The 12,557-nt window shown below is 44.7% G+C and carries 9 protein-coding genes; 2 read left to right on the top strand and 7 right to left on the bottom strand.

The window, feature by feature from the left end; translation table 11 throughout:
* Window positions 1–38: 38 nt before the first annotated feature.
* From HWQ47_RS03370 to HWQ47_RS03340, 7 genes are all read right to left on the bottom strand, one after another.
* Window positions 39–1,016, bottom strand: coding sequence for a sensor domain-containing diguanylate cyclase (locus HWQ47_RS03370; protein WP_269969787.1), 978 nt, complete (start codon window positions 1,014–1,016; stop codon window positions 39–41).
* 167 nt (window positions 1,017–1,183) lie between these two features.
* Entirely contained in the window at window positions 1,184–1,750 is a 567-nt protein-coding gene (locus tag HWQ47_RS03365) for a response regulator transcription factor (RefSeq protein WP_269969786.1), read from the bottom strand.
* Complete coding sequence (locus tag HWQ47_RS03360) at window positions 1,751–3,016, bottom strand: sensor histidine kinase (protein WP_269969785.1); 1,266 nt, start codon at window positions 3,014–3,016, stop codon at window positions 1,751–1,753.
* A gap of 41 nt (window positions 3,017–3,057) precedes the next feature.
* On the bottom strand, window positions 3,058–3,978 hold the full coding sequence (locus HWQ47_RS03355) for a dTDP-4-dehydrorhamnose reductase family protein (protein WP_269969784.1): 921 nt from the start codon (window positions 3,976–3,978) through the stop codon (window positions 3,058–3,060).
* 166 nt (window positions 3,979–4,144) lie between these two features.
* Complete coding sequence (locus HWQ47_RS03350) at window positions 4,145–6,406, bottom strand: TonB-dependent receptor (protein WP_269969783.1); 2,262 nt, start codon at window positions 6,404–6,406, stop codon at window positions 4,145–4,147.
* A 2-nt stretch (window positions 6,407–6,408) separates the two neighbouring features.
* Entirely contained in the window at window positions 6,409–7,740 is a 1,332-nt protein-coding gene (locus HWQ47_RS03345) for a lysine N(6)-hydroxylase/L-ornithine N(5)-oxygenase family protein (protein WP_269969782.1), read from the bottom strand.
* Window positions 7,737–10,478: a GNAT family N-acetyltransferase gene (locus tag HWQ47_RS03340; RefSeq protein WP_269969781.1), complete on the bottom strand. Its 2,742-nt coding sequence runs from the start codon at window positions 10,476–10,478 to the stop codon at window positions 7,737–7,739. Before HWQ47_RS03340 ends, HWQ47_RS03345 begins: the two co-directional genes overlap by 4 nt.
* A 98-nt stretch (window positions 10,479–10,576) precedes the next feature.
* Between HWQ47_RS03340 and HWQ47_RS03335 the strand changes: the two genes are divergently transcribed.
* Both HWQ47_RS03335 and HWQ47_RS03330 read left to right on the top strand, forming a co-directional pair.
* Window positions 10,577–11,782, top strand: coding sequence for an MFS transporter (locus HWQ47_RS03335; protein WP_269969780.1), 1,206 nt, complete (start codon window positions 10,577–10,579; stop codon window positions 11,780–11,782).
* A 78-nt stretch (window positions 11,783–11,860) separates the two neighbouring features.
* Window positions 11,861–12,487: a DedA family protein gene (locus HWQ47_RS03330; RefSeq protein ID WP_269969779.1), complete on the top strand. Its 627-nt coding sequence runs from the start codon at window positions 11,861–11,863 to the stop codon at window positions 12,485–12,487.
* Window positions 12,488–12,557: the final 70 nt, after the last annotated feature.

Here is a 12,557-nt window from a genome sequence, read left to right as displayed (position 1 = left end):
GAAAAACCTTGTCCTAGAAAGTTAAACTCCAAATAGATCTAGCGGTTGCGTTGTTTATGCAGCAACATATCTTTATCAGCCTTATCGATTAATGACAAAATATCTGCCACGTTATCTATTATTACCTCGCCAATCGACACGGTGATCTTTTCTGTCACCTCCTTATTATCTGCCTTAGCAAAGCCTGCTGTAATTCGCTGTTTAATCCTCTCCATATCCTGCTCACCATCGATCAAAACCAGAGCAACAAACTCATCTCCACCCATGCGACCTATAACATCCGATTGACGTACACAGGTATTTAGCACTAAAGCCAAGTGTTTTAAGACCTTATCACCACTATTGTGCCCATAAAGGTCATTGATTGATTTAAATTTATCAATATCCAAATACAGGAGTCCCAATTGACTATTTGTTCGTTTGGCAAACCTGATCCTTTGCTCAGCCAAGATTGAAAATCCCCTGCGATTATTGATGCCACACAAGGCATCTGTAAGGGCTAATTTTTGTGCCTGCTCGTACATGCCTAACATGGAAAGATCGGCTTCGAGAATATCTTTAAGATGTCTTATCAGCTCAAGGTAAGTTTCCTTATAATGGGTCTCTTTGTAGTCCATCACACAGAAAGTACCAAAGGCTTTACCATCAGGCCAAAAAACGGGAACCCCAAGATAGGAGGAAAAACCGTCATTATGAACCTCTGGATTGGTGTCCCAACTGGGATCAATGATTGCATTTGAGACGTAGAGTTCCTTACCTGTCTCAACAATCTTACGGCAGAAGATATTTACCTCAGGTTGAATCACGACGCCAGCAGGATAGGGATTAGTGTCTTGCTCACTGGCGATAGTGACCTGAAATCCAGTGGAGGTATGTTGCACCAAAAAACCGGCAGGGGCATCGAATAATTTAGCTAACAGGTTTACTGTTTTTTGCCATTTATCCAGCGAGATTAAATCATTAGGATTGTCGAGTAAGAATTTATTGGTTTCAAATACTGCATTTTTCGTCATCATCAACTCCCTTTGGTGAAATACCAATCAGAATAATCTTCAAAATTTAATTGAAATATCGACTTAGCAGTAACAGACTTTAGCTCTTCCTACATATTGAGGGAAAAGCGGCTTATGGTTTATATAGTATTAGGCTGCTTATTAAGCGTAGAAGAAATTCAGACAAATGCTTAATACGTCTCAGACTTACGGTTATCTAAGGTAGGTTTTTTGAGGAGTTTGCGTTGCAATGTTCGCCTATGCATACCAAGTTGACGAGCTGTCTCCGACACATTGCCTTTGTTTAAATTCAACACCTGCTGAATGTGCTCCCACTCCAGTCTCTTAGGCGTCATAGGCTGCTCATCCAACTCATGAATATCATCCCTACCCGCTTTAATCTTGTTATCCGTTAACGCATTTAATAAGGTGGCGGTATCGACAGGCTTAGCCAAGTAATTATCTGCGCCTAAGCGAATCGCTTCGACTGCGGTGGCAATACTGGCGTAACCGGTGAGCAGCACCATCACCACATCAGGTAAGCTTTGACGTAGAGGATAGATCAACCGCAATCCATTATCCTCTTCAAGCTTCATATCAAGCAGTATGTGGCTGGGTTTAAACTGCCGGGCTTCCAATAGGGCCTGGCTAGCATTATGGGCCTGAAGACAACTAAAGCCATGACGCGACATGCGCCTATCCAACACGCTAGCAAATGCTAGATCATCTTCTATAATCAATAACCTATGATTAATCATCTATAGGGTTCCGTTTAAAGGTAACGTCACTTCAGCCACAGTACCCCCCTCTAAGTGTGCGCCTAAGATTAACTGCCCGCCCAAGCGTTCAAAACTCGCATGGCTCAGCATAAGCGCGACCCCCATACCTGTCGGACTGTCTACCAGCTTATGCCCCAATTGCATCACTAGCCCACTGGGGATCCCGTTACCATAATCTCTGACCCTTAGTCTCAAACAAGCCAGTTCATTATCCACATCAAGCTCAATGTTAACTTTCTGCAGCCCCATATGCTCTGAACTGGCGTGGGCGGCATTTTCGATTAACGATAAAATAGCAGGTAACAGGCTCGTGTCGGTTTGAACTGAGGAGTATTGAATTTCTGGATCCGACGCTATCTCAAGCAACACCTGCGGCATAAACAGACTCACCTGTTGCTCAAGCTGATGTAACAACTCGCGAGCATCTATTTCAAACTTTTTCTGTTCCCGAATCGACTCTGTTGCCAGCCGTAAATCAGCCAAGGTTTTCTCACAACGGCTTAACGCCACATTCATCTCTTTTACTGCTGGCGCATTCACATCGGACTCCTCAGCCACCTCCTCAACCAATAACCTCAGACTAGATAACGGCGTCGCGAGCTGATGTGCCATTTGAGCCGAAGCTGTGCCTAAAGCGAGTAACTTCTCCTGTCTTAACTGGGCTTCACGCATATAGGCCAGCTCAGCATCTTGCCTACGCATACGCTTAGCAATAAAGGCGACACTGGTGGTTAACACCAAAGATGAGATCACAAAATTAAGCCACATCCCCAAGTAATGGGAGCCCATATCCATGCCATGGTGCTGCATCTGTTCTGACGGCACACTGTATAGCATCAAACTATAAGCAAGCGTCGAGATAAAGGTTAATGTCCATGGTGCCCAACGGGGTAAGATCACCGCAGCTATCGCAATAGGCAGTAAAAGGAGTGAGATAAATGCGTTTGTAGCACCGCCGGTAAAGTAAAGCCAAGTGATCCAAAAAACGGTGTCGAGCAAAAGCGCAATAAATAGTCCAGAATCCGTCAACTGCAGTGGCTTACGCACGCTAAACGTTACCGCTAGGTAGAGCGTTTCTAGCATTAACGCATACTTTATCGCAGGACTATCCACTGAAAGCCCAAACGTTTCCGCAACTAAAAAAGTCAGCACCAACTTAAGCGCAAGACCTAAAGTACGTAAAGCAACCAGTTGATCCGACGCGTTTAAATTCGGGAAACCTTGTGGAAAAACACCTTTTAGCATCAATATCACCGACTCAATTCACTGGGTATCAAATATAACAATTAACTCAGTTCAATACCGATTAAAGACAAGGCCTTTGGTGAACTTATTAAACTATCGTGCGAGCCTTGCATGAAGCTCACTTGAGAAACGATCCCAATACTCTCCAACCGTTGGCAACTTAAGGTGCAATCATGTGGTCGCTTAGCGCTGTCTGTTGGCTCGGAAACTGGGGACAAATGTTGGGTATCCAGTTCCAAGAGTTCACCTAGCACAAGTAACATCTGATATTTACTCATCACCTCTTTGGCACTGAAATGATAAACCCCTTTTAGCGTCTCATTATCGAGTTTAAGCGCGATCATCTTCTCGATAGCTATGGCAACATCCTGTGTCGATGTCGGACTACGTATCGCCCAGTGGTCGACATTCTGTGATTGTTTATCCAATAGCTGATTCAGCAACACTAAGACTGCTGATTCCTCTACTTGCTCCACTTGACCATAAAGAATGGGAAGCCTGAGTACTGCAAAGTCAGCGGATGTTTCAAGCAGCAGTTGCTCACCACGCAGTTTAGATTCGCCATAAAAATTCACTGGATTGGGTGCATCACTTTCAATATAACTTGGCTTTGTACCATCGAACACATAATCGGTGGAGATGTAAATAAGCCAAGCTCCTTGCTGCTTAGCGGCCTTAGCTAACGCGGCTGTAGCACCAAGATTCAGTGCCAGCGCAGCTTCAGGGAATTGTTCTGAAACATCTGGCCTGCGCTCCGCAGCGCAATGAACGATGACATCTGGTTGTTGAGAGACGATAAACTGTTCAATGGCATTATTATCGGTAAGATCTAACTTGTATATACCAGCTTGAGCCCGACTAAAACCGGTGGCAATCAGCTCATGCTCACCCGATAATGCCAACTGTTTAACCACAGCCCTACCTAAGAGGCCTGTCGCCCCGGTGATCATAATTTTTGCCACTCCAACTCCAAATTTGATTGTCTTAACTGCCATCTAGTCTAATGATTTTCACATCTTCTGCACAACAATATGAACAGTCAATTGATATAAAGGCAGTAAAAAGCAGTAGGCCCAAAAGTGGCACCTACTGCTATTTCATCTATATCGGTCTTTATGCAAATTGGTATTAGTAATTAACCTGATACCCTAGAGTGAACGTGGTGCCTTGGGCGTTATAGCTATCTTTAAATGCGTAGTCTCGGACTAAACCTTCAAGTTGATCTAACGTAGGATCGCTTGGAAGGTCTATCCCACCATATACACTTCCGCTGCCCATCTGTGCATAGGTTGGGCGATAAACCTTATCGAACAGATTCTTGATACCTAAGGTAAACTGACCTAAGTCACTGCGATAAAATAGACTCAAGTCGACAGTGGTATAACTCTCAGTCGGTGCATTGTAGTAACTGTAACCTTTAAAGGTTCCCCACATGCCATTTTGTGGCAGCGCCAAATCTATCTCTGAACCTTCGTCACGTGAGCCAACATAATTAACCTGCAACAGGCCGCCAAACTCATCGTTCAAGTTCATATCAAGGAAGATATTAGCCTTCATCGGGCTAATCCGAGCGTTATTCATCTTCACCCACCCGTTTGTTGGATGGCGATACTCGCCTTGGGTGTAACTAAAGTTCCCGCCAAGGGTAAAGATATCATTAATGGCATAGGATGAAAGCAGCTCTATACCGTAGGTCTTCTCATCTCGACTCACCACTGCATCGATAGCATCAGGATTTAGCGTCTTAGATTGATCGTATACTAGACGCGGATCTAAAGAAGCTAACGTGCTAAAAATCACCTGATCCAAAATATCGACATAGCTTTGAGCCCGCTCAGACCGAGTATAAAACAAGCCTATGTCAAAACTTAGATTGTCGAACAGCCCTCGGTAACCCAGATCGAAGTTATTGGCTTCGGTTGGCTCCATTTTGTTATCATATTGTTCAACTCCTGCCACATCAATCGAGCGAAGTCGGCGTAGATCACCTAATCCATATCCTTGAGAGAATGCAGCATATATCTCAGTCGTTTCAAAATGATAAACACCACCTAGATTAAATACAGGTTTACGATAACTTAAACTGCCTCCCTCAATTGTTTCGCCACTAAAGGGGGTATAACCATATCGTCCCGTTGCCAGATAGTCCGGAACATCAAGGTCAAAGTTCTCGTAACGCACCCCAAACTGCAGCATGAAATTATCTTGATTAAACTCATACTCGGCAAAGGGCGCAATATTTGTCTGCTCAACATTACAGATCTCGCACACGCCTTTAGCGCTGATCTGCTTTGTTTTATCGACTTGATAATCGATACCATAGATCAACCTATCTTGCTCCCTAGGCAACACAAGAGGCTGCGCAGCAATACGCAGCGCCCATTTTTTAGATTGGGTCAATACCTTGTTGGCCTGAGTATTCTCACTCTCGCTAGCACTTAACTCAATATTGACCTGATGACCCCCCATCGAAGGCGCGTTATAGGTAAACTGAACGTACTTGTTTTCACTGTAGGGCGCATCCCCACTAAAAGGCTTTGAGGTATCGACGACTACGGTTTCATCGAACACGGTTTTTCGTGAAAAACTGAGCTGGTTTTCTAACTTTCTGCTGTGTAGATTGAGTGTCATGGTCGAATCATCAGCGAACAGATACCCTAATTTAACTAAGGCGTCGAAATCCTCAAGCTCACCTTGACCGCCACGCCCAGCAGGATCGGAAGGAATTTGAGTTCCTTCGCCATCAAACAAGGTACCCGAGTCATGCCAATTAAGCTGAGCCAGATAGTTAAACTGGCCTTGGGTCCCAGAGATACGCTGGCTTAGCTGATAACCAATTGAGTCAGCATCATGGATCGAACCAGCTATTTTAGCCTCGCTCCAAAATGCAATTGCCTCACTACTCGCCTGATGAGTGATCAAGTTGATCACTCCAGCGGACTCACCATTACCATAGACAGCACTCACTCCTTGAATCACCTCGATACGCGCGATATTCTCCACCGAAATAGAGGAGAGTACCCGGCTGGTATCCCGTAAGCTGTTCGACACAACCACACCATCGATCATGACAATCGCTTTACGGCCACGAAATCCTTGATAAGTACTCGACATCATCTGAGTTTCAGGGCCATAACTCGGCACCAGATTCGCCAACAAGCTAGAGAGATCAGCGCTCAGACTAATTTGTGCCTGAATCGCCTCCTGATCGATAATTTGAACTGTGCCAGGCAGTGAAGAAACCGGTGTGTCGAAAGGTTTCGCCGTAACATGAATGATCTCCATCTCCCGGTTATCCGAACTAAGTTTATCACTTTCAGCCCATGCTGCAGCCCCAAAAGTGGAGAGCAAAATGGCGGTCGATATTGGGGCTAATTTGAACTTTGACACGATTATATTCCCTGATGATTAATAATATTTCTTGTTTCTGAGACCAGCTTTCCCTCGCCCCAATCTATAATTGATTCCTCCAATGAGAGGTCGAAGTGAGCGTAGCCAAGCATGTCGTTGATGATGGTGGCGCTACGCCAAGCAGTGAGACTAAGTTGCGGCTCTAAAATACCGTGACTATGAACTCCTGCATTAACCGCATAGACCCTGTTGGTTTTAGGTCCATCCCAAGCGACAGAAAACTCACGATTCAGGTTAAACTGACCATATTGATCGATATCCAGCTTCTGCTTAATCGGCGATAGATAACTTGGGATCTGCGACTCAAATCCAGTACATAAAATCAACTCGTCCACTTTGATCAATTCGCTGTTACCTGTGATGCCGTTAACCAATGTGAGTTCATACTGGTCATCGCGCTGACGCATCTCAGTTAAAGTTCTGTGGGGTCGCAAACTCCATTTGTCACTATCTTTTTCACCTTTAATAAACCGCTCCTGATAAAGATGCTGATATATCTCATTGAGTGACACATTGGTAATACCGTCGCTGGAAAGCTTCTGATGTTTCACTTCTTGCTGCTTAACTCCGTCACTCAGTCCATAGAAAATCTGTCCATAGCCCGGCGTATAATATTGGTCGGTAAATACACCTTCATCTAACGCCTGAAAGTTAGGTCGTCTTGAGATCCAGATAACCCGTGTAGGTTCGCCCCATTGACGCTGCAGAAGATTAAGAAATACATCGGCGCCGGTTTGTCCGCCGCCAACAACGGCCACCGTTTTTCCTTGATAATTTCGTTCCCTTAAAGCTAAACGGCTGGCATGGAGGCATTTAGAGCTCATATGTGGCTTAACACACGCTGGCAAATGAGCAATTTTGCCCGTACCAAGACAGATATGCTGACTGGTATAGATCCCCCGCTTACTGTGAATAAGAAACTTATCACCGGAAAACTCCACCGCATCGACGGGGTTATCAAACATGAGGTTATCCACTCTATCCGCGACCCAAGCTAGATAATCGGCAAACTCGATACGACTTATCGTATTCATCTGCGCCGCCATGTAAGCGTAAATCTTACGTTTATTCACCAGATATGAGAGGAAAGAGAGAGGGTTCGTCGGCTCAACAGCCGTCACCATATCTTTTAGGGGGCTGGTCTGCATTCTTGCATCATTAAGCAGTAACCCGGGATGCCAAGTCATCGACTTGTGGGCATCAGCAAATGCAATATTGAGTCCTTTTATGCCTTGAGAGAGCGCGGCAATGCTCAAATTAAAGGGACCAATGCCGATGCCAAAAAGATCGAAATGCTTCATATCTTTACTCATGATTGACTCTCCCGATAGTAACGTGCCATCTGCTCGAAAAAGCGCTCACGTTTACCTACGACTAAGGCTGCATGCTTATGGGGGAAGTGGAACTCTTTCACCTTTTCAAAATCAAAGTATTGCCATAGCTTAATCACATTTTTATTGTCTATTCTGGGCTCACCAACCAGATGTTTTGTCCTGCTATCTGCGAGAAAACTGTATTGGATAAAGTAATTGCCCCATACCTTCCAGTATTGGTTGCCAAGATACCTTTCATTACCGATCAAGAGGTGAATACCGCGATCATAATTATCGGCGTCATAGTAAGGACCAAGTCTGTCCTCTTTAGTCCAGTAATATTCGAAATAGCCAAAAGCATTACCGTTAATCATGCCTATAGCAGGAAACTGATGCTTCAGCGCCACTCCCTTGTGCAGATATGCAAGTAGCTCCTCTTTAGACTTATCAAGCTCCCAAAACTCTGCGATTCGCGCTTGATTCATCCATTGGTGGAAGAGCTCAAGATCAGTCTCAGGATCAACAAGCCGTAAGCTCAGCTCTTGGCCGAGTTCATAGCTAAAACGGCGATAGAAAACACCTTGGGGATGATGGGGCCTTAAAGGGTGGGTAACTTCCTCCTCAACTAGACTCTCGGGCAGGGACTGGTTAGAGATGAGTAGCCACAGATCCGGATTTTGTTCAAATTGAGAGATGCCAATAAACAACGCATTATCATCGACACACATCCAACGTGCAGGCTTGTCATAACAAAGCTGACCCCAATGGGATAACGACAAACTGATGCCTTTGGCTACGCCACAAAAGATACTGTGTTCAAGCAGCGACAACATCTGTAGATAGGAGAGTCGTGACTGTTCACAGTTTGGGCTGGCGGGCAGCAAGATTCTCATGCCGTCATGCTCAGTCAGATAAACGTCGAGTAAACACTCAGCTGTTTCAACGCAGATTCTATTGCCTTCGGTAAATCCCATCAGACTGTGATCTGGCAAGCGTTTCACCAAGCATTTTCCATCCGGCTTTAGATAGAGTGGATTTGGGATCTCTTGATAAATTTCACTTGGATCTTCGATACTGTTTTCATTAATATTGCTCAAGTAAACAAAAAAATTACCTTTAAATATCAACGACTCTGAATTTAGAAGATAGTCGACAAATCCAGGATCTTTATACCCCTTCTGTTGTAGATGTCCCATAAACAATCTCAACTGAGTCAGGAGTACAGACTCTTTCACCAAGTCTGCCGAAGCCATGGAGCTAATCACGCTAAAACTGCTATTAAATATCAGGTAGTAACTAATAAAGGGGTCAACAAACTGGTGTGACATAAAGTTTTCTGGGGTGACATCGCCTAACTGTTCAGCAAAGCACTCTTGAGCTGCACAGGTGAAACCCGTTCCCTGGCAATCCCGATAGAAGAGTCCTACAGGCAGGCCATCTTCGATATCCACCACAATATTTTGCTGGTGGGCTAGAAAAATCACCCCGTAATCACTTCGGGCTGTCACTAAGGGTTCCAATACTTGTTCTAAATACCCTTGGAACCATTGCTGTGCAACCCTTGATGTCGATTCTCCACGCTCCTCTGCGCGACCAAGTACCATATTAGCCAATGCACTGTTTCCGCCTAAGGGATCCGCTTGAGTCAAGGTTGCCAGAACTAAAGATTCACGCTCAGGCTGCTTCCAGAAACTATTGACCCTAAAGGCAAACAAGCTCTCCTCTATGGCCTCACCTTCCAATGTTTGTAGCGCAGCAAAACCGGGCTCGCGCATAATGGTCATTCCCGGGTAACGCTGCTGCAGCTCCAGCCCCTTATCCGCATCCAATATCTGTTCGAGCAACATGCCTCTGCGCACCTCTTTCAACGAAAGATGGCGTACTGAATTAGTTAATTTCACACTCAATGAGTATTTGATCATGAACCGGCAATCGGGATGATAGATAGCCCGCAGTGATGTGGTCGCCCGCCAGCCTTCGCCGTGAATACCGAGATCTAAAATCAGCTCTGATGCGAATAGGTGAGTTATATCATCCCGTTCTCTAAGTACTGCGGCCTGCCAAGGGTGCATCGGCATAAGCTGGAAATCAGCCGGTAGAATGCCAAAATCCAACTTAAGATCTTCAGCAATAACAGCGATAGTCGTCTGTACATCACTGCCGTAAACTTCCCCCTGCCAAGCTGTTCGATGAACCGCAAACCAGTGAAGTCCAAAACTGTCACCACTCTCAGGAGCAAAACGAATGTCGGCACCGCTAAACTCACTGCGGCTTTTAGGCGCCGGATGCATGTTATGTCCCACTAACAGGGCTTGTTCAGCTTCAATAAAGTTCAATTTACCTTTATAGATATGAACAAGATCATCGAATCTGCTGCTGATTGCATTAGCAGTATTCGCGGCACTTTGTATCACTCTGTCTTTAAATAGATCTCTGCTTTCTTCAGACAGCTCACCGACAATCGAAGGCTCATTGAGAATTAAGGCTAAAGCACGCTCAAAGCTCAATGAGCCTTCACGATTACCATCGAGATAACGAATTGGGAAAGTAAACGTATGGGGTCCGCAATGGGATAAATGGGCATACGAAAGCTGCAATTCAACACCGCATTCAGGCAAGTTTATCGATACGAATTTATGATTAGCGTCCTGTCGCCATACATGGAACTCTTTCAGTAATCCATTAAAAAAACATTGAGCGGCCAAATCGACATGCTCACTCTGCTCGTTATTCAACATCCCTATAACACCCGTATCTAATTAACAATATATTAAGTTGCAAATGATAATCATTACCATTAACATGTCAACAAGGTTTACATATTCGAATATGGAAGATGGAAAAACGTCCCTGGCCTCTGTTTGTTTCGGCGCCGCTGTTAGGATTAAGTCAAAGTATCTTAGTTGTATTTACCCCCATTTTTATCGATAAAACAAAGCTCTCAATCGAAAGCCTTGCCATGCTGATGAGCCTAGGCTCAATACTATTTCTATTCAGTATTCCTATCTGGGCCAAACTTTCACTGCGTTTAGGATATGCTCAGGTGTTATTGAGGGGGATATTAGGTTTCAGTGTGAGTTTTATCGTGATGTTGTTGGCACTGTGGGGAAGTGCCTCTTTGCAATGGCCGCTTTTATGGGTCGTATTAATCCTCATCATTTCTAGACTCATTTATGGCATGACAGCCTCAGCAATTGTACCGAGTTGCCAAGCTTGGTTGACCGAATTAAGCCATGTGAAACAGACAATGAAAAAACTGGCAGAACTGTCAGCAACCATGGCAGTTGGCAGGCTTATTGGCCCACTACTCGCTATGTTCCTAATCTGGCTTGGTTGGCTGGCACCTATACTCTTCCTCTGTTTTGCTCCCCTAATTTGTCTATTCAGTGTGTTTAGGTTTAGCCGCTCAATTCAGACACACATAGGCAACACTGAACTGGAAGCGACCAATAAAGACCTCAGGCAAAGTAAGCTCGACAATAAGTTCGCTCATAGCCTGCTTATCTGTATCACCTTAATCTGTATCACCTACAGCAGCGTTACCTTTTTACTAACCCCTATGGTACAAGAGACGATGCACTACTCCAGCGAAGAGACCAGTCAGTATCTCTCTTTATTAATGACCTTAGCCGCTGTGACTATGGTCATTAGCCATGGCCTGACATCCCGATTAAACAAAGTCGACCATTTTAAAATGATGTTGCTGGCCAATATGATGTTACTGCTGTCTCTGACTTTGATGCAACTGGCGATCCCACACATTCTATTCATCGCCGTTCCTCTACTCAGCGGAGCATTCGCCATCTTACAACTGCAGATCACCACCTTGTTGTGCCAGTTAGCTGGCAAAGGATGCAAAGCGATCGCTACCGGATTAGTTTCTAAATATCAAACTGTGGGTTATGGGTTAGGCGCCGGTGTACTCTGGCTTACTGGCTCTGATATCAATACCTGCTTACACATTTTAAGCATACTGGCATTGGTGCAACTGGCATCGCTCATCATCTGGAAGCTCAAAGTAGTAGAACAGGTGATAGATTAAATTTTGGAAACATTTGCCTTCATCATGTAAACAAGCGTTATTATAGAACAAGCTCACCTTCACTCTGACAGACTGCTCATGCCTGAAGCTTTACAACATATCATGACTGAGATGACACCTTGGCTGCAGCAATACGGCTATCTCATTCTAGCGCTTGCTATCGCCATCGAAGGCGTAGGGATCCCAGCTCCCGGTCAATCCTTGTTGATCGTCGCCAGCCTGCTTGCTGCTGCAGGACAGATGTCACTTCCACTTGTACTTATCGTCGCTGGTAGCAGTGCCTTTATTGGCAACAGTTTAGGTTATTTTTTGGGGATCAAATTTGGGGATGTTCTACTAAAAAAAGGTTGGATAAAAGAGAGCACAGAAGCCAAACTCCACGGTTTTATTGGTAAGTATGGTTTAGTCGCTCTGTTACTCAGTCGCTTTATTGAAGGCCTTAAACAGACCATTTTTATTGGTTGTGGTATGGCCAAGATGTCACTTAACAAGTTTCTGCTCGGTAACACGCTTGCCACAGGCCTTTGGCTCACACTCTTTGGCTTAGGGCCGGTACTGATCCGTGATGAACTCACGCCTATACTCGCCTTTTACCATCATCACCAACACCTTTTCTGGTTGATAGTCACAGCCCTTGGTATCATCAGCTTAATGATATTTACCTTAATCCTAAGGCGACGTAGAACTTGTCAAGTTGATGAATAGAAAATGGAATCATCAGGGGGGAAAAGCGAGTCTTATGACTCGCAAAATGATTCAACATCTATCAAATAAC

The sequence above is a fragment of the Shewanella sp. MTB7 genome, from assembly GCF_027571385.1.
Taxonomy (GTDB): Bacteria; Pseudomonadota; Gammaproteobacteria; order Enterobacterales; family Shewanellaceae; genus Shewanella.
This window is presented reverse-complemented; position numbering and strand designations above follow the sequence as displayed.

What these genes read in the sequence shown, in the direction of transcription:
- HWQ47_RS03370 (WP_269969787.1), bottom strand. Translation starts at nt 1,016, where the DNA reads ATGATGACGAAAAATGCAGTATTTGAAACCAATAAATTCTTACTCGAC.
- HWQ47_RS03365 (WP_269969786.1), bottom strand. Translation starts at nt 1,750, where the DNA reads ATGATTAATCATAGGTTATTGATTATAGAAGATGATCTAGCATTTGCT.
- HWQ47_RS03360 (WP_269969785.1), bottom strand. Translation starts at nt 3,016, where the DNA reads ATGCTAAAAGGTGTTTTTCCACAAGGTTTCCCGAATTTAAACGCGTCG.
- HWQ47_RS03345 (WP_269969782.1), bottom strand. Translation starts at nt 7,740, where the DNA reads ATGAGTAAAGATATGAAGCATTTCGATCTTTTTGGCATCGGCATTGGT.
- HWQ47_RS03340 (WP_269969781.1), bottom strand. Translation starts at nt 10,478, where the DNA reads ATGTTGAATAACGAGCAGAGTGAGCATGTCGATTTGGCCGCTCAATGT.
- HWQ47_RS03335 (WP_269969780.1), top strand. Translation starts at nt 10,577, where the DNA reads ATGGAAAAACGTCCCTGGCCTCTGTTTGTTTCGGCGCCGCTGTTAGGA.
- HWQ47_RS03330 (WP_269969779.1), top strand. Translation starts at nt 11,861, where the DNA reads ATGCCTGAAGCTTTACAACATATCATGACTGAGATGACACCTTGGCTG.